The 22,405-nt window shown below is 69.6% G+C and carries 19 protein-coding genes; 9 read left to right on the top strand and 10 right to left on the bottom strand.

What is annotated here, in order from left to right:
• Window positions 1-256 precede the first annotated feature (256 nt).
• A complete protein-coding gene (locus tag DMC61_RS34005) occupies window positions 257-2,947 on the bottom strand; it encodes an AAA family ATPase (RefSeq protein WP_125694502.1) in 2,691 nt (896 codons plus the stop codon).
• Window positions 2,948-3,023: 76 nt separating this feature from the next.
• Here DMC61_RS34005 and DMC61_RS34000 point away from each other — a divergent pair, with 76 nt between their 5' ends.
• The 4 genes from DMC61_RS34000 (at window position 3,024) to DMC61_RS33985 (ending at window position 7,065) form a co-directional block, all read left to right on the top strand.
• Window positions 3,024-4,388 (top strand): MFS transporter, encoded by a 1,365-nt coding sequence (locus tag DMC61_RS34000; protein ID WP_199750163.1) that lies wholly within the window; start codon window positions 3,024-3,026, stop codon window positions 4,386-4,388.
• Window positions 4,389-4,414: 26 nt separating this feature from the next.
• A complete protein-coding gene (locus tag DMC61_RS33995) occupies window positions 4,415-5,266 on the top strand; it encodes an SDR family oxidoreductase (RefSeq protein WP_125694500.1) in 852 nt (283 codons plus the stop codon).
• On the top strand, window positions 5,263-5,679 hold the full coding sequence (locus DMC61_RS33990; protein WP_125694498.1) for a Dabb family protein: 417 nt from the start codon (window positions 5,263-5,265) through the stop codon (window positions 5,677-5,679). The genes DMC61_RS33995 and DMC61_RS33990 overlap by 4 nt, the downstream gene beginning before the upstream one ends.
• A 132-nt stretch (window positions 5,680-5,811) precedes the next feature.
• Window positions 5,812-7,065: an HNH endonuclease signature motif containing protein gene (locus DMC61_RS33985; protein WP_125694496.1), complete on the top strand. Its 1,254-nt coding sequence runs from the start codon at window positions 5,812-5,814 to the stop codon at window positions 7,063-7,065.
• Window positions 7,066-7,548: 483 nt separating this feature from the next.
• Here the strand turns inward: DMC61_RS33985 and DMC61_RS33980 are convergent, their stop codons facing one another.
• Together DMC61_RS33980 and DMC61_RS33975 are read right to left on the bottom strand one after the other, a co-directional pair.
• The gene (locus tag DMC61_RS33980; protein ID WP_125694494.1) at window positions 7,549-9,912 is read right to left on the bottom strand and encodes an NB-ARC domain-containing protein; all 2,364 of its coding nucleotides are present in this window, start codon (window positions 9,910-9,912) and stop codon (window positions 7,549-7,551) included.
• 30 nt (window positions 9,913-9,942) lie between these two features.
• A complete protein-coding gene (locus DMC61_RS33975) occupies window positions 9,943-10,926 on the bottom strand; it encodes a YafY family protein (protein ID WP_125694493.1) in 984 nt (327 codons plus the stop codon).
• A 77-nt stretch (window positions 10,927-11,003) separates the two neighbouring features.
• On the opposite strand from DMC61_RS33975, the gene DMC61_RS33970 reads away from it, so the two are divergent.
• Window positions 11,004-11,342: a nuclear transport factor 2 family protein gene (locus DMC61_RS33970; RefSeq protein WP_016332516.1), complete on the top strand. Its 339-nt coding sequence runs from the start codon at window positions 11,004-11,006 to the stop codon at window positions 11,340-11,342.
• A 52-nt stretch (window positions 11,343-11,394) separates the two neighbouring features.
• Here DMC61_RS33970 and DMC61_RS33965 read toward each other — a convergent pair whose 3' ends face one another.
• The 4 genes from DMC61_RS33965 to DMC61_RS33950 all read right to left on the bottom strand — a co-directional run bounded on the left by DMC61_RS33965 (window position 11,395) and on the right by DMC61_RS33950 (window position 15,312).
• Window positions 11,395-12,129 carry a hypothetical protein gene (locus DMC61_RS33965; RefSeq protein ID WP_125694490.1) on the bottom strand — a complete coding sequence of 245 codons (735 nt, stop codon included), beginning with the start codon at window positions 12,127-12,129 and terminating at the stop codon, window positions 11,395-11,397.
• Window positions 12,130-12,443: 314 nt separating this feature from the next.
• Window positions 12,444-13,841, bottom strand: a complete 1,398-nt coding sequence (locus DMC61_RS33960; protein WP_125694488.1) for an amino acid permease — start codon at window positions 13,839-13,841, stop codon at window positions 12,444-12,446.
• Window positions 13,842-13,883: 42 nt separating this feature from the next.
• Window positions 13,884-14,498, bottom strand: a complete 615-nt coding sequence (locus DMC61_RS33955; protein ID WP_125694486.1) for a DUF2238 domain-containing protein — start codon at window positions 14,496-14,498, stop codon at window positions 13,884-13,886.
• Between the two features lie 34 nt (window positions 14,499-14,532).
• Window positions 14,533-15,312, bottom strand: coding sequence for an isocitrate lyase/phosphoenolpyruvate mutase family protein (locus DMC61_RS33950; RefSeq protein WP_125694484.1), 780 nt, complete (start codon window positions 15,310-15,312; stop codon window positions 14,533-14,535).
• Window positions 15,313-15,426: 114 nt separating this feature from the next.
• Between DMC61_RS33950 and DMC61_RS33945 the strand changes: the two genes are divergently transcribed.
• On the top strand, window positions 15,427-15,741 hold the full coding sequence (locus DMC61_RS33945; RefSeq protein WP_125694482.1) for a hypothetical protein: 315 nt from the start codon (window positions 15,427-15,429) through the stop codon (window positions 15,739-15,741).
• Window positions 15,742-15,745: 4 nt separating this feature from the next.
• Here DMC61_RS33945 and DMC61_RS33940 read toward each other — a convergent pair whose 3' ends face one another.
• Window positions 15,746-16,990 (bottom strand): CdaR family transcriptional regulator, encoded by a 1,245-nt coding sequence (locus DMC61_RS33940; RefSeq protein ID WP_125694480.1) that lies wholly within the window; start codon window positions 16,988-16,990, stop codon window positions 15,746-15,748.
• Between the two features lie 89 nt (window positions 16,991-17,079).
• On the opposite strand from DMC61_RS33940, the gene DMC61_RS33935 reads away from it, so the two are divergent.
• From DMC61_RS33935 to DMC61_RS33925, 3 genes are read left to right on the top strand one after another with little or no spacing between them, the layout of a single operon-like run.
• The gene (locus tag DMC61_RS33935; RefSeq protein ID WP_016332523.1) at window positions 17,080-18,573 is read left to right on the top strand and encodes an NAD(P)/FAD-dependent oxidoreductase; all 1,494 of its coding nucleotides are present in this window, start codon (window positions 17,080-17,082) and stop codon (window positions 18,571-18,573) included.
• Complete coding sequence (locus DMC61_RS33930) at window positions 18,570-19,469, top strand: alpha/beta fold hydrolase (RefSeq protein WP_125694478.1); 900 nt, start codon at window positions 18,570-18,572, stop codon at window positions 19,467-19,469. Before DMC61_RS33935 ends, DMC61_RS33930 begins: the two co-directional genes overlap by 4 nt.
• On the top strand, window positions 19,466-20,314 hold the full coding sequence (locus DMC61_RS33925) for an SDR family oxidoreductase (RefSeq protein ID WP_016332525.1): 849 nt from the start codon (window positions 19,466-19,468) through the stop codon (window positions 20,312-20,314). Before DMC61_RS33930 ends, DMC61_RS33925 begins: the two co-directional genes overlap by 4 nt.
• On the opposite strand, the gene DMC61_RS33920 is transcribed toward DMC61_RS33925, so the two are convergent.
• Both DMC61_RS33920 and DMC61_RS33915 read right to left on the bottom strand, forming a co-directional pair.
• The gene (locus tag DMC61_RS33920) at window positions 20,311-20,955 is read right to left on the bottom strand and encodes a TetR/AcrR family transcriptional regulator (protein WP_233595051.1); all 645 of its coding nucleotides are present in this window, start codon (window positions 20,953-20,955) and stop codon (window positions 20,311-20,313) included. The genes DMC61_RS33925 and DMC61_RS33920 overlap by 4 nt on opposite strands.
• A gap of 87 nt (window positions 20,956-21,042) precedes the next feature.
• Window positions 21,043-22,353 carry a lipase family protein gene (locus tag DMC61_RS33915; protein ID WP_125694474.1) on the bottom strand — a complete coding sequence of 437 codons (1,311 nt, stop codon included), beginning with the start codon at window positions 22,351-22,353 and terminating at the stop codon, window positions 21,043-21,045.
• Window positions 22,354-22,405 lie beyond the last annotated feature (52 nt).

Here is a 22,405-nt window from a genome sequence, read left to right as displayed (position 1 = left end):
CTTGACCCGCGAATAGTGACACTTCTACGCAAAGGATGGGGCGTGTGGCGACTGGGGCCTTGGAGGCTGACGCGGCTCTCTCCGGCTCCTTCAAGCGCTATGAACGGTCCGTTCCTTGCAAAATTTGCAAGGAACGGACCGTTCATAGCGCTCGGGACCGGACCGCGGCGGTCGGCGGCAAGCTCGTCGTCGGCGCTCGTGAGCGAGTACGCCGGGATCGGAGTGGGCGAAAACGGGGCGCCGCCGGCCTACCCGGTCAAGAAGTGACCCCGGCGTCGAGAAGGTCGGGCATGCCCCTCAGCTGCCTGCGCGAGGTGATGCCGAGCTTGCGGAAGATGTTGCGCAGGTGGGCGTCGACCGTGCGGGGGCTGAGGAACAGGCGCGTGGCCACCTCCTTCGAGGTCGCGCCCGCGGCGACCTGGCGCGCGATATGCGTCTCCTGCATGGTCAGGTGGTCGTAGGAACGTCCGGTGCGGCTGCGCGCGACCTCCCCGGTCGCGCGCAGCTCGTCGGCGGCCCGCCGGGTGAACGCCTCCAGCCCGATGTCCGACAGCCGTTCGTGCGCGGTGCGCAGGTGTTCGCGTGCCTCACGACGGCGTCCCTCGCGGCGCAGCCACTCGCCGTACCGCAGATGCGCCCGCGCCAGATGCACCGCGAGCGGGCCGTTTTCCAGATGCCCCAACGCTTCCCGGTGGTCGGCCTCCGTGTCGCTGACCAACGCCCGTGCGGCCGCCGCGGTTCCGCGGGCGAAGGCGGTTCCGGCGGGCTCCGTGCGCTCGGTCAAGGAATCCAGCGCCGACCGGGCGACGGCGGGCTCGCCGCACCGCACCGCGGCTTCCACGAGCTCGGGCAGCGCGATGCCGGTGAGGAAGAGATCTCCACTCGCGACGGCACGGGTCGCCGCGTCCAGCGCGGCCGGATAGTCGGCGAGACCGTTGTACAGCACCGCGGTCGCCCAGTGGGCGTTCGCGGTCAGCTGGCCGTTGCCCCGCGTCGTCGCCTGGGCGAACAGGTCGAGCACTTCCTCGCGGCGGCCGCGCATGGCCGCCAGATGCACTCGCGGGTAGAGCTGCGGCGCGTCGCCGACGGCGTCCGCGATCGCCTCCTCCTCCGCGATCGCGGCCATCGCCCGGCCGAAGTTCCCGGTGAGCACCGCGTGCAGCGCCACCTGGGACAGGCCGAGCCGGATGGTCATCGGCGATCCGGTGTCGTGCCCGGTCCGCACGAGCCAGTCGACGATCGTCGCGTGCAGTTCGATGTCCCACAGTTCGCCCGCGAGCACGGTGGCCAGGGCCGGCGTCCTGGTCCAGCCGTCGTCGTCGCCGGTGAGAGCCCGGCGAAGCGCGGGCACGCCGGCGTGGTGTCCTTCGGTGGTCAGCCGCACGAGCGCGTCGAGGAGGTCCGGCGGCCCCGGAGGCGCCGAGCGCGCCGCGTCGAGGACACGGTCCAGCACTCCTGCGGCCCTGCCGACGACGAGCCCCATTTCCAGCGCCGCGACGAAGAACTCACGCGATCGCTCCGGATCGACGGGGGCGAGCCGCTGGGCCGCCCGCAAAATGAGCTCAGGCCCCCGCACGGCTCCCTCCGCGCCTTGGACGAAGGCGATCCGCCCGCGCAGCAGTTCGACGGAAGCGTGCTGCGGCACATCCAGTGTCTCCGTGTCGACGCTGGCCAGCAGATCCGCCGCCGCGTCCGTCCCGCCCGCTTCGAGCGTCGTCCGCGCGGCCGCGAGGGTGCGCTCGGTCTGCTTCGCGGGGTCGAGCGAAAGCGCCGCCGCCCGTTCGAGGAACGCGGCGGCGGCCGCCACGCCACCGCGCGCCTGCGCCCGCGACGCCGACAACTCCAGCTCCGCCGCGACCTCCTCGTCCGGCCCGGTGGTGGCCTGCGCACGGTGCCAGGCCCGCCGGTCCCCGGCGGTTTCCGGGTCGGTGACCTCGGCCAGCGCCCGATGCGCGGCATGGCGCTGCTCCGGCGCGGCCGCGCGGTACGCGGCGGACCGCGCCAGCGGATGGCAGAAGCGCGCCCGCGTGTCGAACCGGATCAGCCCGGACGCCTCGGCGGCTGCGCTCGCGGCGGGCACTGTGATGTCCAGCCGCCGCGCGGCCGCCCAGAGCAGTCCGGGGTCGCCGGTGGGATCGGCGCTCGCGAGGATCAGCAGCCGTCGCGCGTCCACGGGCAGTTCCGCCATCCTGGCGAGGAAACTGCGCTCGATCCGGCTCGCGACCGGCGACGGCTCCGGCAGCGCGAAGCCACCCGCCTTCGGCAGTTCGATCAGGGCGAGCGGGTTACCGCGTGCCTCGGCGAGCAGGCGGTCACGCACCCGCTCGTCCAGCGTCACGGTCTTCTCGCCGGCCAGCACGGCACGCGCGTGCGCGTCGCTCAGGCCGCCGATCGTGAGCCCGGGCAGTTCGTCCAGCCCGCGGACCGGATCCCGGTCGCGGGCGGCGAACACCATCGCGATCGGCTCGGCCGCGATCCGCCTCGCCAGGAACGTCAACGCCCTCGCCGAGGCGGTGTCGAGCCAATGCGCGTCGTCGACCAGGCACAGCAGCGGACGCGTCCCGGCGGCGGTCGACAGCAGTTCGAGCGCGGCGAGGCCGACCCGGAACGGGTCCGGCGCGCCGTCGGCCAGCCCGAAGGCGACGAGGAGGGACTCGCGGTACGGACCCGACAGCGTGTCGAGGTGCGCCAGCGCCGGAACGCACAGCTGGTGCAGCGCCGCGAACGGCAGTTCGCCCTCGAATTCCGACCCGGAGGCGCGGATGAGCTGGAATTCCCCCGCGGTCGCCTCCCCGACGTGGTCCAGCAGCGCGCTCTTGCCGATCCCCGGCTCACCGCGCAGGACGAGCACCCCGCCCTCGCCCCGGGCCGCCGCGCGGACCAGGGCGAGGAGGCGATCGATCTCGTCGCGCCTGCCGACGAGCGGGCGGGAGGACGTCGTGGGCATGGTCCGAACCCTAGCGAGACGAACTAGGTGATTGTCGCCGACGCGAGCGAAGGCGGGCCCGCGCGATCGTTGCGGCATGACAGTACGAGAGACGAGACGGATCTCGCGCGGGGTCGCGATGGCAGGCCTGGCGAGCGCCATGTTCCTGGTCATCCTCGATGCCGCGATGGTCAACCTGGCCGGATCCAGGATCCGGCAGGGCCTGGGGCTCACCGCCGCCCAGCTCACCGTGGTCGTGGACAGCTATCTGGTGACCTTCGCCGGTCTGCTGCTGCTCGGCGGCCGCCTCGCCGACGTGCTCGGGGCCAGGAAGGTGTTCCTGGCCGGAATGGCGGCCTATCTCGCGGCGACGGCCTTCTGCGCGCTGGCCACCGGCGGTGGGATGCTGATCGCCGGGCGGATCGGGCAGGGGATCGGGGCCGCGGTCCTGATGCCCGCCGCGCTCTCGCTCGTGCTCGGCCTCTACCCGTCGCCCGCGGAACGCACCAGGGCGATGGGGATCTGGGGCGCGGTCGCGGGGGCGGGCAGCCTAGCCGGGGTCTTCCTCGGCGGAACACTGACCGGACTGCTCGGCTGGCAGGCGGTGTTCGTGGCACCGGTGCCGTTCGGCGTCGTCGGCGCGCTCGTCGTGTGGCGGGCGGTGGCGCCGGTGCCCGGACGGCCGGGCCGGTTCGACGCGCTGGGCGCCGTCACGATCACCGTCGGGATCTCCGGGCTCGCGCTGGGCATGGTCTCCGCCTCGGACGCGGGCTGGGCCGCGCCCGGCACGATCATCGGACTCGCCGCGGGTCTGGTTTCGCTGGCGGCGTTCGTGGTCGTCGAGCGGCGTTCCGCGCGGCCCCTGGTCCCGCTCGGGGTGTTCCGCCGGAAACCGGTGGTCACCGCGAATCTGGTGATGGTGCTGATCGGCGGCACCTTGACGAGCCTGTTCTTCTTCCTGCCCCAGTACCAGCAGGACGTGCTCGGGATGAGCCCGCTGGCGACCGGGATGACCCAGCTCCCGCTCGCCGTCATGATCATCGTCGGCAGTGTCCTCGCGCCGATGCTGGCGAAACGCGTCGGGCCCGGCCGCGCACTGCCGACCGCCCTGGTCGTCCTGCTCGCCGGTTTCCTGTGGCTGGCCTGGGACCCGACGACCAGCGGCTTCTCGGCGAGTTTGCTGGGCGCGTTCCTGCTGATCGGCACCGGGCTCGGGCTGGGCGCCGTCAACGCCACCGCGATGGCGGTCCGCGACAGCGCGGACGGCGAAGCGGGTCTGCTCAGCGGACTGGTCAACGCCGCGCAGCAACTGGGCGGCGCGGTCGGTCTCGCCGCGCTCGCCGGAATCGCCATCGGCGCCGCCGGAACACACGGCGAGATCTCGTTCACGACCGCATTCCTCGGCGAAGCCGCCTTCGTCGTCATCGCCCTCGCGGTATCGCTCGTCTCTGCGAAACGTTGACCTCCACCATGAAAGGAAACTCCACAATGGACACCGTGCTGGTGACCGGCGCGACCGGAACCGTCGGATCCGCATTGATCCCCGCCCTGCTGGCCCGCGGAGTTGCCGTCCGCGCCATGACCCGGGACCCTGGGCGCTCCGTGCCCGGCGCCGAGACCGTCGTCGCCGACCTGCGTGACCCGGAATCCGTTGCGGCGGCGCTGGAAGGCGTCGACGCGGCCTTCCTCAACAGCCCCTCCGCGGCCGACGCCGCCGCACACCAGATCCGGTTCGCCGACCTGGCCCGGGACGCCGGCGTGAAGCAGCTCGTGGTGCTCTCTCAGTACGCGGCGAACGCGGACTCGCCGGTGCGATTCCTGCGCTGGCACGCGGAAGTCGAGGAATACGTCCGGAAACTCGGGATCGATCACACCGTGCTGCGCCCCAACCTGTACCTGCAGGCGCTGCTCGGCTTCTCGCGCACCATCGCGCAAGGCTTCATCGCCGCGCCCATCGGCGACGCCGCCGTCAGCGCGATCGACACGAGGGACATCGCGGCCGCCGCCGCGGTCGTACTGACCGATGCGGGACACACCGGCCGGACCTACACGCTGACCGGCCCCCGCGCCGTGACCCACACCGAGATCGCCGACGCACTGTCGATGGTCATGGGACGGAGCATCGTCTTCCACGACACGTCCGCCGATCAGTTCGCCGCCGCGCTGAACGGTTTGCTCCCGCCGTGGCAGGTCGACGGTCTCATCGAGGACTACGCCCACTACGCCCGAGGCGAAGCCGCCGAGGTGCACACGTCCGTCGCCGATCTGACCGGAAACCCCGCGCGAGACGTCACCGATTTCGCCCGCGATTACGCCGCGGCTTTCGAGGCCGGCCGATGATCTATCACTGCATCCGGTTCACGCTCAAGCCCGGAGTCACCGAAGAGGAGAAAGCAGCGGGTCTCGCGCAGATGGGCGAGCACATCAACGCGATTCCCACGATCAAAGCACGCGTCGTCGGACCCGATTTCGGTGGTGAATTCGACTACGGCGCCGTCACCGTCCTCGAAGACATCGAGGGGTATGAGCAGTACATGAATCACCCGGCGCATCTTGCGATGGACAGGGCCGGGTTGCCGTTGATCGACCGGTTCGTGTCGTACGACGTCACCGACGATCCGGATCCGGAAAGCGGCGCGAAGATCGCGGATGTGCATCGGCGGCGGTTCCGGGACGTGCCGGATGTGGCGGAGTTGGTTGCGGAGCTTGGGGAGTACAGCGGTAGTGCGGCTCCTGGGCGGCATGGGAGTTGAGTCGGTTCTGCGGAATTTCGCCGAGGGTGAATGGGCTTCGGGGCCGATTCACCCTTCGGTGTTGTTCGTGCGGTTCGCTTGTTGCTTAAAATTACGAACACGTGTTCGACAGATTTGCGGTATTATTGAGGGGTGTCCGAGACCTTCCTCCCCGAACTGCCGCAGGAGTTGTGGCGCGCTGGCAAGCTGGAGCTTGCCCATGGCGTGCAGCAGTCGTTGCAGGTGATTCGGATGGCGACCGCGGCGTTGTCGCGGTTTCTGGCGGAGATCGAGTCTCGGGGCGTCAAGGACTTGTATGGGCATGGCAGTACGGCGAGCTGGTTCGCGGAGATGGCGGGTTTGTCGCGCGGCGAGGCGGGCGCGGTGGTGAAGCGGGCTCTTGCCCTGAATCCCACCCGGGCTTTGGATGGCACGGAGGTTCCGCCTGTCGCTCCGGCGACTGCGGCGGTCGCTGCTCAGGGGTTGGTCGGGGATGAGCGGATCGATCAGATCCTGGAGATCTTGAAGAACCTCCCCGCCGACACCTCTGCCGAGGACCGGGCGAGTGCAGAGAAGATCCTGGCCGAGCTTGCCCCGAACGCCGGTCCCCGCCAGCTCGTCGAGGCCGAGGCGAAACTGCTGGGCTGGCTCGACCCCGACGGCAACGAACCCAAAGACCCTGAACCCAAGGAACCACGCCGGGAGATCACCCTGGAACGCCGCAGGGACGGCTTCTGGAAACTCACCGGCCTCCTGGACGACGAGACCGGCGCCCGGACCGCGGCTGCCCTGGAGGCGCATGCCCAGCCGCGGCCGGTGGACGAGTTCGGGCAGGCGGATCTGCGGATGAAGTGCGAGCGCATGGGAGACGCCTGGGCCGAACTCCTCGACCTGGCCATCGCCTGCCCCGATCAGCCGGGAACCAGTGGCTACCGGACCTTGGTGCACGTCACCGTCGGACTCGAGGAGTTGAAGTCCGGTCTCGGAACAGCGTGCCTGGATTTCGTGGGGACGATGACCGCCCGCGAGGCCCGGCTCGCCGCCTGCGACTGCCTCATGTTGCCGGTCGTGATGGGCACCTCGGGCGAACCACTGGATATGGGACGCCTGAGACGGTTCGTCACACCCGGCCAACGCCGGGCGTTGAACATCCGCGACGGTGGCTGCGCGTTCCCGGGCTGCCATCGGAAACCCAAGAACTGCCACGCCCACCACATTCACCACTGGGCAGACGGCGGGCCGACAGATCTTCGGAATCTCGTGTTGCTCTGCGGCTTCCACCACCGGTTGATTCACCACGGCGACTGGGAAGTACGGATGGCGGCCGATGGGTTACCGGAGTTCATCCCACCCCAATACCGGGATCCGCTCCGACAACCCCGCCGTAACACCCTGCATCACGTCTAGGCCCCGAGGAGCCCGCCAGCCACCCAGGCGACGGGCCCCTCGGCATGCCCGGCGCTAGGGGACCGTGTGGATTTCGGGACATCTGACGTCCCAAAACCCACACAGTCCAGCACGCCTCAAAGCCACCCTCATTTCAGGTCATCCGACCGCTCGGCAGCCGGCGGCCTACGAGAAGTCATCCACCCCAACACCGCGGACCTGCAGCAGTCGAGGGTTTACCGGAGCTGACCCCGTCCGCATAACCCCGAAACCGGCAGAAACCCCCACGCCCAGTTCTGCCAGGAAACCTGCCTGGTCCCGCCCCGCCCACCGGCCTACGTTGATGCCAGCCGCTCAGCGGCGACACGGAGCCGAGGGGCCCGGACACGCCCATCGGTCTCCGAACCGACGTCGTCCCCGACGTCACACGCACGCCGAGGCCGGCGGGATACCGGCCGATCGGCCGCTGCCCCCCGATCCCCATCCGGCCTCGGCGTGCCACGGTCACGGGAGCCCGCCGAGCCGATCACCGAGACCACGAGCGCGTTCCCGGTCCGTGCGGGCCGACCCCGGATCGCCCATCTCGTCGGCCAGCGCCGCTCGTTCGCCGAGCGTGTCGATCTGAGCCTGGGTCAGCCCGATGCGTTCGTAGAGTTCCTCGGCTTCGGACAAGCGGCGGTGCGCGTTCGCGTGGTCGCCCTGGCGGCGCAGGAGCCGCCCGGTCTCCTGCAGCGCGCGGGCCTGGCCCATGGTCGCTCCGTGCCGCCGGAACAGGCCGAGCGCCGTTTCGCATTGGGTGAGCGCCCGGTCCGGCGCGTCGAGGGCGGCCAGGTTCTGTGCCGAACGCAGCAGCACGTACGCGTAGTTCGTGTCGTCCACCGGGGTCCGCGTGCCGCCGTGCTCCTGCGCGAAGTAGCGGACACAGACCTCGAATTCCTCGGCGGCGTCGGCGAACCGACCGGACCGAAACCAATAGGAGGCTCGCATCGTCCGCGCCACATGGACTCCGAGCGGGTAGCCGGCCTCCTCGAACAGCCGCACGGCCTCGTCGAAAAGCTCCGGCGACGTCGTGCTGCCGGTGTCGCGGGCATGGGCGCTCGTCAGGTACACCCGTGCCCAGCCCTGTTCGCGCGGGTCGCCCGCCTCCACCGCGGCGTCCCACGCCAGCCGGGCCATCCGGATCGACTCTTCCGCCCGGTCGCGCAGCGAAGCCTGCACCCAGGACAGATAGTTCCGGTGCACCGCCTCGTCCCGTTTGCTGCCGAGCGCGATGGCCGAGTCCACGGCGAGTTCGAACACGTCGTACCAGACGCTCGCGGTCCCGCCGATCTCCGAATACCAGTGCATCGACTCTGCCAGGTCGAGGACCGGCCGGTGCGCACCGCGCGCGGCGACGCTTTTGACCGCGGCGAGCCAATTCTTCAGCTCGACTTCGAGCCATCTGCCCGCGCCGGTGTGGTCGCCGAACGACGGCGTCGCGACCGGGAGCGGGCTCGCCCCGTCGCTCGGGTGGAAGTAGCGGCCCGCCGCCGTCGCGGTGCGCACCAGCCAGTCGGCCAGCCGCTTCTCCGCCGCGGCGACGACTTCGGGGGATTCCTCCAGCGCGAGCCGTTCGGTCGCGAAGACCCGCAGGAGGTCGTGGAACTGGTACCGCCCGTTCTCCTGTGACGTCTGCAGCAGGCTCGCGTCGGCCAGTTCCTCCAGGAAGACGGCGGCGTCATCCTCGTCAGTGGCTTCGACGAGGGCCATCGCGGCGCCCACCGAGAAGTCCGCCGCCGGGACGAGCGACAGCCGCCGGAACACCGCGGCGGCGTTCGGGCTGAGCTGGCGGTACGACAGTTCGAACACGCTGCGCACGCAGAGATCGCCGGCGGTCAGGGTGGTCAGCCGTCGACCGCGCAATTGGTCCACCAGCCGCGACAGCGGCCACGTCGGACGGCTCGCCAGCCGGTTGCCCGCGATCCGCAGCGCCAGCGGCAATCTTCCGCACAGCTCGACCAGTTCGAGCGCCGCCTGCCGTTCGCGCGCGACGCGGCCCGCTCCGATGATGGCCGACAGCAGGGCGATCGCGTCGTGTTCGCCGAACACGTCGAGCGGGAGCCTGCTCGCGCATTCCAGCCCCACCAGCATCTGGCGGCTGGTGATCAAGGTGAGGCAACGCGGTCCGCCGACCAGCAGCGGACGGACCTGGGCTTCGTCAGCCGCGTCGTCCAGGACGATCAGGGTCGCTCGATCTCGCAGGAGCGACCGGCACAGGCCCGCCCGGTCCTCGGGGTCGGCGGGGATGCGGACGGCGTCGACGCCCAGCGAGCGCAAGATCAGGTGCAGCAGGTCCGCCGGGTTCGCCGGTTCGGCGGACATTCCGCGCAGCTTGAGGAAAAGTGTCCCGTCGGGGAATTCTTCGGCGAGGTTGTGCGCCACGCGGACCGCGAGGGTGGTCTTGCCGGTCCCGGGTGGCCCGCTCAGGATCGCGACCCGTCCCGACCGGCGCCTGCCGTCGCACAGATCCGCGGAAAGGGCGCGCAACGCGTCGAGATCCCTCTCTCGTCCGGTGAGGTCGTCGACGTCCGCCGGGAGAACGCCGATCAGGTACGTCTTGTGGATTTCGGGCGCGGGGGCACGGCCCTGCCTCGCGGCCTTCTGCAGGCCGGTCAGCTCCTCGTCGGTCAAGGACAGCGGCGCGGCGAGCGCTTCGATCGTCCGGCGCTGCGGGCTTTTGGCGATCCCCCGCTCCATGTCGCTGATGGCGCGGACGCTCACCCCGGACCCCTCGGCGAGCTCCTCCTGCGTGAGTTCGGCGCGGACGCGGTAACCCTTCAGCAGCACACGGAAACTCGTGGCTGCCCGGCCCGGGGCGGCGTTCGTCATGATCGGATTATCCCGCCCCGACCTGCGGGCTCAACTTGACTTTTGTCTCACGGGGTACCGGGTCGTGATCGCCGCCGCCCTGTCCCGCAAGGAATCGCGTAACCAAGGCGGGCCAAGGGCTTCGGCGTCCGCGGCGAGCTGCCACAGCGCCCATTCGGCGTGCCGCGCGTCCTGGAAGGTCACCTCCAGCCTCAGCCTGCCGTCCTCCTCGGTCTCCTCCGCGAGGACGGCCAGCGCGGTGCTCACCAGCTGGTCGCGCCGAGCCGGATCCACCCGCACCTCGACCGCGACCTGATCCCCGCCGGAGCGGAACCGCGTGCTGCGTTCCTGCCAGGTCCGGTCCAGATCGACGCGTTCCGGTCGTTCCGCGGGCTCGGGGAGTTCCTCGGCGGCCCGAAGCCGGGACAAGCGGTAAGTCCGGTCCTCGCCGGATCTCGTGGCCAGCAGATAACCCTGATCCCGGACGGTGACCAGGCCGATGGGGTCCACCGTGCGCCACCGCGCCGCCTGACCCGAGGCCGCGTAGTGGATGCGCAGCTTGTGCCCGGCGAACACCGCGCGCCGGACCTCGGCGACGATGGCGTCGGGCACCTCTTCGGCGACCACGCGGCGCGAGAGGAGATCGGTCTCCGGGTCGATGAGCAGCCGCCGGGCCGCGCCCGCCGCGGTGTCCCGCTGCCCTTCCGGCAGCGCGTCGATCACCTTGAGCATGGCCGAGGCGAGCGCGGAACCGAGGCCGAACGTCTGCGCGCCACGCCGCGATCCCGCGATCAGCAGCGCGAGCGCCTCGTCGTGGTTCAGACCGGTGAGCTCGGTCTGGAAACCCGGCAGCAGCGCGAAACCGCCGTTCCTGCCGCGTTCGGCGTACACCGGGACACCCGCCGCGGACAACGCTTCGATGTCGCGCAGCACGGTGCGGGTCGAGACCTCCAGCTCGCGCGCGAGCGTGGTCGCGGACAGCCTGCCCCGGTGCCGCAACAGCAACACCAGTGAGACCAGCCGGTCGGCGCGCATGGGAAAACTCTAGCGGAATACACGACACAGGATGTCGTGTATTCGCTGCGAAGCTCATCCCCATGACAAGCAGGACTGTGGCCACTGAGCCGAACGATCTGGGCAGGTTCTTCATCGAACGAGGCAACGCGGGCGATGTCGACGGGCTGGTGGCGTTGTACGAACCGGACGCGGTGCTGGCGTTCCCGCCGGGCAACGTCGCGACGGGGCACGCGGAGATCCGCAAGGTGTACGAGGAGTTCGTCGCGGCCGCGCCGGAACTCCTGCCGGGCAGGCAGCACCCGGCGCTGGTGAGCGGGGACCTCGCGCTCACGGCGTCCACGCTGACCACCGGTGAGATGACCGTCGAGGTCGCCCGCCGTCAGCCGGATGGTTCCTGGCTGTGGGCGCTGGACCAGCCGGTGTTCGTGCCGTGACGCCGGCGGCTCGCCGGTGACGGGCCCCGTCACCGGCGAGCCGTGCCCGGGGTCAGACCGTGCAGTTCCTGGCCGTGCCCGTGTTCACCTTGGCGCCGGTGAACTCCTCGATGATCGCGATGTTCTCCGGTGCGTAGTTCTTGGCGACGATCTTGGCCACGTCCGCGCTGCCGAGTTTGGCGGCGTGGGGTGCGGATTGATCCAGCCAGTAGGCCGTCCGAAGGAACTCGATGAGCACGAATTGACGCAATTCGGGCTGTGCCTTGATCTTGGCCCAATAATCGGGATGCTTCGTCTTGGCGACGCGCAGGTACAGCTGGAGGTAGCGCAGGTTCGTGGCCGCGATGTCGCGGGAATTGCTCGCGCCCACCCCTTGGATGTACTCGGCGACGACGGTCGCCGCGGGCAATCCCATGAGACCCGCGTTGAGTTCCGCGATGACACCTTGCATCCGGTACGACCCCTGCTGCTGGTCGCGCAGGTAGATGTCGTCCATCGACCGCGTGAGATCGTCCGTGATCAGCGGGAGTATTTCGCGGCGGGGGAATCCGCCGTGGATCGGGACCTTCATCGCCTTGCGGGAAGCGTCGATCCAGGCGGAGACGTAGACGTCCCACGAGGTTCTCGACGGATCCAGATCCCACATGTGGGTCTCTTCGTGGATCGCCACCATCAGGGATTCGGCGAGCGCGTTGAAGCTGGTCTTGTTCACGAACTGGCTGAAGTACTTGTCCTTGGCCTGGGCGATCGCGAGGGCCTCACCGCTGGGCCAGCGCCGCTGGTACACGGCCTGGATCGTCTGAAGCCACTTCGTGGACTGGAAACCGGCCTTTATGTCACTTACATCGGCTTTCGGTTGTACGGGTTCTTCATAACAGAAGGGAGCCGTCGTCTCTTGCGCGGCGGCGGGGACGGCGAATGGGGAGAGGGACAGGACGAGGCACGCGGTCAGCACGGTAATGCGATTTCGGCGCATGAATTCCTCGGTTCACGGTAGGGTTTTCCGTGGTCGGACGGAAGTGTCCCCTACCGATCACCGTCACTTCAATGATCCGGCCCGTACTGCGGCTGGACAGGCTAGGAATTATGGCGGCGAACGGGCTATTCCGCGGCCAGCCGGGATCGGCGCATGCTGTAACCGAAGTAGATCAGCAGCCCGAGCGCCATCCAGCCGGCGAAGACGATCCACGTGGCGCCGTCGAGGCTGAGCATCATGTAGGCGCAGCACAGCACCCCGAGGATCGGCGTGACGGGGGAGAACGGCACCCGGAACGAACGCGGCGCCTCCGGTTGCCGCTTTCGCAGCAGCAGCACGGCGACGTTCACCAGCCCGAAGGCGAAGAGCGTGCCGATACTGGTGGCGTCCGCCAGCTTCCCGAGCGGGACGAACGCGGCCAGCGTCGCGACGAACCCGGACACCACCAGGGTGTTGATCCGCGGCGTGCCGCTTTTGGGGTCCACTTTGGACAGCGAGGCGGGCACCAGGCCGTCGCGGGACATCGAGAACAGGATCCGCGTCTGTCCGTAGAGGACGGTCAGCACGACACTGGAGATCGCCACGATCGCGCCGACGGCGAGCAGTCCGGCCCACACCGGGTTGCCCGCCACGACGCCGAGCACATGCGAGAGCGCGGCTTCCTGGCCGTCGAACTCCTGCCACGGCAACGCGCCGATCGCGGCCACGGCGACCAGGCAGTACAGCACGGTGACGATGGCGAGCGAGAGCAGGATCGCCCGCGGCAGATCACGCTGCGGGTTCTTCGCCTCCTCGCCCGCCGTGGACGCCGCGTCGAAACCGATGTAGGAGAAGAAGAGTTTCGCGGCGCCGGCGCTCAGCCCGGCCAGGCCGAGCGGCAGGAACGGGGTGAAGTTCGCCGCCCGCACCGCCGAGAACGCGATCGCGCAGAACAGGACCAGCGTGCCGACCTTGATCACGACCATGATCGCGTTGGCCCGCGCGCTCTCCTTCGCCCCGGACAGCAACAGGAACATGGCCAGCAGCACGACGACGATGGCCGGGACGTTGACGATCCCGCCCGATCCCGGCGGCTGGCTCAGCGCGTCGGGGATGGCGAAACCGAACGTCAGCCGCAGCAGCTCGTTGAGGTATTGCCCCCAGCCGACGGCGACCGACGCCACCGAGACGCCGTACTCGAGCACCAGGCACCAGCCGCAGACCCAGGCGACCAGCTCGCCGAGCGTGGCGTACGCGTAGGAGTAGGACGAACCGGACACCGGGATCATGCCGGCCAGTTCGGCGTAGGAGAGCGCCGAGAACAGCGCGGTGACGCCGGCCAGCACGAACGACAGCACGACCGCGGGGCCGGCCACGGGCACCGCCTCGCCGAGGACGACGAAGATCCCGCTGCCCAGCGTCGCGCCGATGCTGAGCATGGTCAGCTGACCGAGACCGAGGGAGCGCTTCAGCGTGCCGTGATCACTCTCGGTGATCAGGTCGGCGACCGGTTTACGCCGCACCGCCGCGGCTCGCAAATTCATGACGCCGACCGTATCTGCCGCCTCGGGAGGCCATGGGCCCGGCTATCGCCCGGCCAGCTGCCGGTCGTGAATTCCGCGCCAGACCAGCAAAGAAAGCACCGCGCCGCACAGGCAGAGGAACATGTCCCACTGGGTGTCCCAGATGTCCCCTTGGGTGCCGAGGAAGTCGTCCGCGCCCGAACCGGCGACGAGTGCGCTGGACCACTCCACCAGTTCGAAGCCGACGGCGATCGACAGGCAGACACAGACGGTCAGGAACGCGACCCAGCCGCCGGGGCGCAGCGGCGTCCGCCGCAGCAGCACTTCGCGGACGGCGATCGCGGGGACGAAACCCTGGACGAAGTGGGCGAACCGGTCGTAGTTGTTCCGCTGGGTGCCCATCCAGGCTTGAAACCACTCCCCGGCCGGGGTCTCGGCGTAGGTGTACTGCCCGCCGTAACACAGCACGAACGCGTGCAGCACCAGCAGCCAGCAGAGCAAGCGGGTCAAGGGAAAGCGTTTGCGCAGCGCCACCACCAGCGGCAGCCCGATCAGCACCCAGGCGACTTCCAGCAGCCACGTGCCGGGGGATTTCGCCTGGACGCCGGTCGCCACGAGTGCCGCGAGCACCGCGCCGGCCAGCAGGGTCCCTTCCGTCCGGCCGACACCGCGCACCATGGAAGGGACCCTACTTCGACGGGCTCCGGCCCGCTCAGTTCAGCTTGCGCATGTCGGCGGGCAGGCCGCCGCCGGCGTAGACGTCCTCGGTGAGCTTCGCCAGCGCGGTGAGCGCGACGTTCTGGCTGAACGGCCCGTAGGACACGCGGGAGACACCGAGCTTCTGCGCGGTGGCCAGCGGGATCGAGCCCGGGACGCCGATCAGGTTCACCTTGCGCTCGCCCAGCGCCTCGACCAGCCTGCCGACCTGGGTCCCGTCGAGCTTGCCGGGCACGAAGACGTTCGACGCGCCCGCGTCCAGGTACGCGCGGCCACGGGTGATCGCGTCGGCCAGCACCTCTTCGGGGTCGCGGTCGCCCGCCCGGAGGAAGGCGTCGGTGCGGGCGTTGAGCACGAAGTCGACACCGGCGGCCTGAGCGGCGGCGACCGCGGCCTCGACGGCCTTGACGGACTCGGCCAGCGGCTTCATCTGGTCTTCGAGGTTGCAGCCGACCGCGCCGACCTCGATCGCGCGGGCGACCGTGCCGCCCGGGTCGCCGTAGCCCGCTTCCAGGTCGGCGGTGACCGGCAGATCGCCGGCCACGCGGACGACCAGGGCGACCTCGGAGATCATTTCGTCGCGGGGGATCACCTCGCCGTCGGGGTAGCCGCGGGCGGCGGCGATGCCGTGGCTCGGCGTGGCGAGCGCCTGGGTGCCAGGGGTTTCGGCGACGACCTTCGCGGTGATCGCGTCCCAGACGTTGACGACGAGCAGCAGTTCGGGGGCGGCGTGCAACTCCTGCAGCCGCGTGGCCTTCTCGGCGGTGGAAACCATGCCGCCAATCTAGAGGTTTCACCCGCATCACGACGAGGCGTTGAGTGCGCCGAACGTGTTACGCGCCGGGCCGGGGCCACGACTGGGAGGCATAGCACGTTCGAGGGAGGCCCCATGGAGCTGACGATCAACGCCGCCGGCGACGAACAAGCGCTGACCGAGTTCTACAGCTGGCTTCGCGACGACGTCGACGTGGCGCGGTCCGCGACGATCAGCCTCGCCGGGTCGCGGGACACGGGGGAGATGGGCGCCTTCGAGGTCATCTGCATGTCCATCGGTTCCCTGACCGGGCTGGCGAACCTGGGGATCGCTTGGGGCGGCTTTCTGCGCTCCCGCGAGGAAACCCCGCCGTTCACCATCACCGTCGAGGGCGAGCTGACCGCGGAACAACGCGCCATGCTCCGGAACCTGGACCTGCCGTTCTCCTGACGGGTCAAGCGCCGCTTCCCAGCCACCGCAACGTTTCCAGCGCGACGGCCACGTCCACCGCGTTCTCCGCCAACGGCCGGGGGAGCAGTTCATCGGCCCGCGCCAGCCGCCGGACGACGGTGTTGCGGTGGGTGTAGAGCCGTTCCGCGGTCCGCGTCGTGTTGCCCAGTTCGTGCACGTAGGTCCGCACGGTCTCCCGGGTCTCGGTGTCGGCGTGCCGGAGTTCCCCGAGGGTGTCGGCGATGAACTCGCCCGCCTGCGCCGGATCGCCGGTGAGCAGCACGAGCAGCTGGATGTCCTGGTACCGCGCGATCTGCCGCGGCGAGGTGAGCCGGGCGAGCATCCGCTGGGTGGCGGCGGCGTCCAGATGGCTGCGGCGGAAGCCGTCGATCCCGCTGCCGGGCCGCCCGAGCGCGACGCGGACGTCGGGGTGCGGCGCGAGGTCTTCGGCGAGCCGGTCGGTGCGCGGCGGTGTCCGGCCGGGCAGCCAGACCCACAACGCGGCGGCGCTGGCGACGACGGTCAGCCGGTGTGAAGCGCCGCTGGCCCGCATGAGCGTTTCCGCGGCGGTTTCGAGCTGCTGCGACGACGGGGTGACCGAGCCGCTCCAGACGATCGCGGCCGTATGCGGGCCGGCGAGCGGGTAGCCGAGCTGGGCTTCGGCGCGCGAGCGGCTGATGGGCGCGCCTTCCAGCAGCAGTGTGACCGTCGCCCGCCGTTCGGCGTGGGCGCCGCGGGTCAGCTCCGTGCGTTCGGCGGCCATCCGTTCCGACACCGCGGAGACGGTGTCCTCGATGAACGTGGTGATGGACAGCGAGGAGACGTCAAGCAGTTCACGGAGCAGCACCGGATCCGACGTGAGGTCGAAACAGATCTCGATCCACCGGCGCCAGGCCACTCCCTGCGCCCGCCGGTAGGCGTCGAGGCCGCCGGAGTCGAAGCCGCGGCGCACCATGTCGCGGGCGCCGTCGAGCACCTCCTGGTTCAGGTTGGCGGAGACGCGTTCGCCGGGACGCTGCACGTTGGCTGCCGCCCAGTGCAGCAGATTCGCCAGGTTCGCGCGTTTGGTCCCCTCGGTGAGCACGGGGTCCTCGGCGACCGCGCGCATGCTGTCCCCGCCGAGGGAGGCTTCGTGCAGCTCCTCGATCCATTCGGCGCGCGGATGCAGCACGATTTCCGCGCCTTGCCGGAAGAGGTCACGGGCCTCGGGGGACAGCGTCGGCCAGGGTGATGCGGCACTTTGCACCATGAATGCATCATGATGGTGCAGATAGCGCTAGCGCAAATCCCCGCCGCACCCGCATCGTGGAGAGAACCGAGACGAGGCTGGAGTACCGCATGACGACGAGCACACCCGTCGAGCACCTCGACGTGGTCATCATCGGTGCCGGGATTTCCGGGATCGGGGCCGCGCGCTACCTGAAGACCGAGAACCCGGGCAAGACGTTCGCCATCCTGGAGGCCCGCGGCACGTCCGGCGGCACCTGGGACCTGTTCCGTTACCCGGGCATCCGCTCCGACTCCGACCTCCACACCTTCGGCTACGAGTTCAAGCCGTGGCGGGACAAGCAGTCGATCGCCGACGCGCCCCGGATCCTGTCGTACCTGCGTGAGACGATCACCGAGAACGGCATCGAGCCCAGCATCCGCTATCACCACAAGCTGCTCTCGGCCGCCTGGTCGAGTGACGAGGCGCGCTGGCTGCTGGAGATCGAGCGGACCGACACCGGCGAGCGCACCCGCCTCAGCGCGGGCTGGCTGTTCAACGCGGGCGGCTACTACCGCTACGACGAGGGCTTCACCCCGCGTTTCGAGGGCCGTGACCGCTTCGCCGGCACGATCGTGCATCCGCAGCACTGGCCGGAGGACCTCGACTACGCGGGCAAACGCGTCGTCGTGATCGGCAGCGGCGCCACCGCGGTCACCCTGGTCCCGGCGATGGCGGGCACCGCGGCGCACGTGACGATGCTGCAGCGCACCCCGACCTACGTGATGCCGGTGCCGCGCGAGGACAAGATCGCGAACGGCCTGCGCAAGATCCTCGGCGACGAGCGGGCGTACGCGCTCACCCGCCGCAAGAACATCCGCAAGGGGCTCGCGGTCTGGCAGTTCTGCCAGAAGTTCCCGAAGACCGCCCGCGGGCTCATCCGGTACGTCAACAAGAAGCAGCTTCCCAAGGACTATCCGGTCGACGAGCACTTCAACCCGCCGTACGACCCGTGGGACCAGCGGCTGTGCGCCGTGCCCGGCGGCGACCTGTTCGCCGCGATCCGCAAGGGACAGGCGGACGTCGTCACCGACAAGATCGCGACCTTCACCGAGAAGGGCATCCGGCTCGAATCCGGGCGCGAGCTGGAGGCGGACATCATCGTCACCGCCACCGGCCTGAACCTGCAGGTGTTCGGCGGGGCGAAGCTCAGCGTCGACGGTAAACCGGTGATCCTGCCGGAAACCGTCGCGTACAAGGGAATGATGCTCTCCGACGTGCCGAACGCCGCGTTCGCGATCGGCTACACGAACTCGTCGTGGACGCTCAAGATCGGCCTGCTGTGCGAGCACTTCTGCCGCCTGCTGACGCATATGGACACTCACGGCTACGACGTCTGCCGCCCCGTCCTCGCCGACCCGGACATGCCGACGAAACCGTTCCTGGACTTCGCCGCCGGATACGTGCAGCGCGCGCTCGACCAGCTCCCCCGGCAGGGCGACCGCATGCCGTGGCTGACGTCGATGAGCTACCACTCGGACATCAAACTGCTGCGCGCGGAGGACATCACCGATCCCGAGCTGCACTTCTCCCGCGCCAAGGTCCGTGAGGCGGTGGGCTCGTGACCGACAGCTTCGCCGACCTGCCCGGCGGCCCGCGGCTCTGCTACCGCGAGGACGGCCCGGCCGACGGGGTGCCGCTGGTGCTGATCGCCGGTCTCGGCCTGGACCTCACGTCGTGGCCGCGGGAAATGATCGACGGTTTCACCCGCCGCGGCTTCCGGGTCGTCCGGTTCGACAATCGCGACGCGGGCTGTTCGGATCGCATCAAGGCGCCGAACCCGGGCAAACTCCGGCAACTGCTGGCCAAACCGCTGCCCGGCGCGTACGACCTGGGCGACATGGCGGCGGACACCGTCGGCCTGCTGGACCATCTGGGCATCGAGAAGACGCATCTGGTCGGCATGTCGATGGGCGGCATGATCGCCCAGACCGTCGCCGCCCGGAATCCCGGCCGCGTCCTGTCGCTGACGTCGATCTTCTCCACCACCGGGCATCGCCGCGTCGGGCAGCCGGCTAAGTCGACGCTGGTGCGTATGGCGAGGCGGCCCGCCCAAACGGTCGAGGAGTCCGTGGCCGGGCACCTGTCGCTGATGGGCCACCTCGGTTCGGCCTCGTTCCCGCTGGACAAGGACGTCGAAACGGCCTGGGCCGAGGGATTGTGGGAACGCGCCGGGGGACGGCGCGCCCGCAGCGGCATCGCCCGCCAGATCGGCGCGATCCAGGCCAGCGGCGACCGCACCGCCGAACTCGGCCGCATCACCTGCCCGACGGTCGTGGTCCACGGCGACACCGACCGGATGGTCCACCACAGCGGCGGACGGGCGACCGCCAAGGCCATCAGCGGTGCCCGCTACGTCGAAATCCCCGGTATGGGGCACCACATCGCCCCGGAGCTGGTGGAGCGGCTCGTCGGGCTCACCGCCGAAGTGGCCCTCGACCCGGCAGGAGAAACCCGATGAGCGGCGTTCGCGGCAAGGTCGCCGTCGTCACCGGAGCCGGTTCCGGCATCGGCCGTCAGCTGGCCCTCGAACTCGCGCGGCGCGGAGCCCGGCTCGCGGTGTCCGATGTGGACGAAAATGGGCTGGCCGAGACCGTCGCCGAGGTCAAGGCCCTCGGCGCGGAAGTGCAGGGCGCCACGCTGGACGTCAGCGACCGGGAGGCCGTGCGGGAGTACGCGACCACCGTCGCCGGGCAATTCGGTGTGGTGCACCAGATCTACAACAACGCGGGGATCGCCGGCGGCGGGCAGACCGTGCTCGACGCCGACTGGGAGCTGTACGACCGTACGCTCGCGGTGAACCTCTTCGGCGTCATCAACGGCACCAAGGCCTTCCTGCCGCATCTGATCGACTCCGGCGACGGCCAGGTCGTGAACATCTCCAGCCTCAACGGTTTCCTGGCCCAGCCGACGCTCAGCGCCTACTGTGCCAGCAAGTTCGGCGTCCGCGGGTTCACCGAGGCGCTGCGCACGGAGATGATCGCGGGCAGGCATCCGGTGCGGGTCACGGTCGTCCACCCGGGTGGTGTCAAGACCGGAATCGCCTCGGCGGCGTTGAAGGAAGCCGAAGCCCGCGGCATCGAGCCGACCGCCGAACAGCGGGAACGCGTCCGCGTGTACAACGAAAAGCTGCTGAAGATGCCGGCGGATCAGGCCGCCCGCATCATCCTCGATGGCGTCGAAGCGGGGAAACCGCGGGTGCTCGTCGGAAACGACGCGAAACTCGTCGACCGGCTCGTCCGGCTGCTCCCGCGGCGGTATCCGAAACTGATCGTCGACTTCGAACGACGGCGCCTCGCCCGCTAGCCCTCGACGCTGCGGTGCCCGAACAGGCCGAGCAGCCAGGTGTAGCGGACGGCTTCGCGTGCCTGCTCGTAGGCCTCGGGAGTGCCGATCCAGATGGCCTGCGTGATCAGCTCGATGGTGGCGGCGACGACGGTCCGCGCGGTGAACGGCGGCGGTGACGGCAGCGCGGCATCGGTGGCGCGCAGCCATTCCGCCGTCCGGTCGAAGACGGCTTCCCCGGCGCGCAAGGTCTTCTCGCGTGCTTCGAGCCCCGCGTCGCCGAGCGCGTAGATCTCCAGCAGCGCGGCGCGGACGGCGGTAGGGCGCCGGTGCACGTAGTCGACGAGGAAATCGCAGCAGGCGGCGACGGCGTCCAGTGGGGTGGCGGCCTTGGCGCCCGCGGCGACACCCTGGCCGATGAACTCGGTGGTGATCTCGCGGTAGGCGGCGAGGAACGCGTCCTGTTTGCCGGTGAACTGTTCGTAGAACGAGGTCCGTGACACGCCCGCGGTGGCGGTGATGTGGCCGACCGTGGTGGCGACGTAGCCGCGTTTGCCGGTGTTCTCCAGAACCGCGTCGATCAGCCGGGCCCGCTGGGTTCCGGCGACCTCGTCGCGGCTGAGGTTGTGCGGCCCCTTCGGCAGCTTGCGGTGCTCGGTCACGTGCGGCACCGTACCGGTCCCCGAAATCCGTGAAGGCCTCCTTAAGGGACCCAGAGTCCCTCAAGGAGGCCTTCACGGACCGAGCGGTCAGCTGACCGGCACCTCCGGGGCGAGGGAGTTGCCGGGCGCGATCTTCCCGCAGCTGGACGGCGCGGCCTTGCCCGCGAACCGGTCGTTGAGCCAGCCGATGGCCTGCGGCGCCCAGGCGACGGCCGCCCCGACGTGGCTCAGCAGGTTGTACTGGTCGTACTTGATCGACTTGTTGCCGGTGTCGCAGTACTGCCGGGCGAGCGACCGCACGTCACCGGCGACCATCACGCCGTCCCCGGTCCCGATCCCCGGCGGATTGCCGAAAGTGCCTTCCACGGCACCGTTGTTGCCCTGCGCGATGTAGCCGGGCACGGTGGGCGTCGGCGCGGAGCCGAGGTTGATCTTGTTCACGGCCTCGACGTACGGCAGCACCTTGTTCGGGTTCGTGTACTCGGGCTTGACGAATTTCTCCCACGTCAGCCCGGGATAACGGCCGAGCGCGTCGACGATCGACGCTTTCTCCATGTCCTTGAGCACCTGGAGCCCGTACGAATTCGCGTACGGCTTGAGGTCGATGCCGAACGACCGCGAGACCCCGATGAGCGCCATCGGGATGACCCCGGTCCACGCGACACTGCCGTTGACGTATTTGAGATTGTGCGACGGTTTGACGAGCACTCCGCCTTCGGTGAAACCGACGAGGTTCTTGTTGACCTCGGGCGCGTAATCCTGCGCGAGCGCGGCCGCCCAGCCGGTCGCGATGGCGCCGCCCGAATAGCCGATGAGCCCGAACCGGGTCTTGTCGTTCATTCCCGTCCCCGGCGACCTCGTCGCGGCGCGGATGGAATCGAGCGTGTTCGTCCCGTATTCCGGCCCGGCGGCGAAGTTCGCCTTCTGGCCTTCGGTGTCGGGGATGACGACGTTGTAGCCCAGCAACAGGGCGGGCGCGATGAACAGCGACTCCGCGTTGGCGATCAGCCCGCCGAGCGAGACGTCACCGGCGATCGCCCTCGACGGGCCGTGCTCGGGATTGAGCGAATCGTAGAACGATTGGTACGAAACGGCTTTGGTGCTGTCGCCGGTCAGGCTGCGCAGCACCGAGGTGACGTTGGCGGACGGCTTCCCCTGCGCGTCGGTGGACCGGTAGAGCAACTGGGTCACCTTGAGCGGCGTGGAAATGCCGAGGACGTGGTAATTGAGCGTCCTGGTCTTCAGCACGGTGCCGGGGCTGTACGAAGACAACGGTTCGTTGCCGTCGTAGCTGTAGAACGGATCGGTGGCGGGGGCGGCGGAGGCGGCGGGCGCGGCGGCGAAACCGACGATGAGGACGATCGCGACGGCCAGCAGACGAGCGGGCTTTCGGGTCATGACTCCCCTTTGAATCATGAAGTGGATCACGTTTTGGATTCCCGGAACCTAC

The sequence above is a fragment of the Amycolatopsis sp. WAC 04169 genome (assembly GCF_003947535.1).
Taxonomy (GTDB): Bacteria; Actinomycetota; Actinomycetes; order Mycobacteriales; family Pseudonocardiaceae; genus Amycolatopsis; species Amycolatopsis keratiniphila.
This window is presented reverse-complemented; position numbering and strand designations above follow the sequence as displayed.

Bases quoted from the DNA above. Each gene is read 5' to 3' on its own strand.
- DMC61_RS34005 (WP_125694502.1), bottom strand. From the start codon at position 2,947: ATGCCCACGACGTCCTCCCGCCCGCTCGTCGGCAGGCGCGACGAGATC.
- DMC61_RS34000 (WP_199750163.1), top strand. From the start codon at position 3,024: ATGACAGTACGAGAGACGAGACGGATCTCGCGCGGGGTCGCGATGGCA.
- DMC61_RS33995 (WP_125694500.1), top strand. From the start codon at position 4,415: ATGGACACCGTGCTGGTGACCGGCGCGACCGGAACCGTCGGATCCGCA.
- DMC61_RS33990 (WP_125694498.1), top strand. From the start codon at position 5,263: ATGATCTATCACTGCATCCGGTTCACGCTCAAGCCCGGAGTCACCGAA.
- DMC61_RS33980 (WP_125694494.1), bottom strand. From the start codon at position 9,912: ATGACGAACGCCGCCCCGGGCCGGGCAGCCACGAGTTTCCGTGTGCTG.
- DMC61_RS33975 (WP_125694493.1), bottom strand. From the start codon at position 10,926: ATGCGCGCCGACCGGCTGGTCTCACTGGTGTTGCTGTTGCGGCACCGG.
- DMC61_RS33960 (WP_125694488.1), bottom strand. From the start codon at position 13,841: ATGAATTTGCGAGCCGCGGCGGTGCGGCGTAAACCGGTCGCCGACCTG.
- DMC61_RS33955 (WP_125694486.1), bottom strand. From the start codon at position 14,498: ATGGTGCGCGGTGTCGGCCGGACGGAAGGGACCCTGCTGGCCGGCGCG.
- DMC61_RS33950 (WP_125694484.1), bottom strand. From the start codon at position 15,312: ATGGTTTCCACCGCCGAGAAGGCCACGCGGCTGCAGGAGTTGCACGCC.
- DMC61_RS33945 (WP_125694482.1), top strand. From the start codon at position 15,427: ATGGAGCTGACGATCAACGCCGCCGGCGACGAACAAGCGCTGACCGAG.
- DMC61_RS33940 (WP_125694480.1), bottom strand. From the start codon at position 16,990: ATGGTGCAAAGTGCCGCATCACCCTGGCCGACGCTGTCCCCCGAGGCC.
- DMC61_RS33935 (WP_016332523.1), top strand. From the start codon at position 17,080: ATGACGACGAGCACACCCGTCGAGCACCTCGACGTGGTCATCATCGGT.
- DMC61_RS33925 (WP_016332525.1), top strand. From the start codon at position 19,466: ATGAGCGGCGTTCGCGGCAAGGTCGCCGTCGTCACCGGAGCCGGTTCC.
- DMC61_RS33915 (WP_125694474.1), bottom strand. From the start codon at position 22,353: ATGACCCGAAAGCCCGCTCGTCTGCTGGCCGTCGCGATCGTCCTCATC.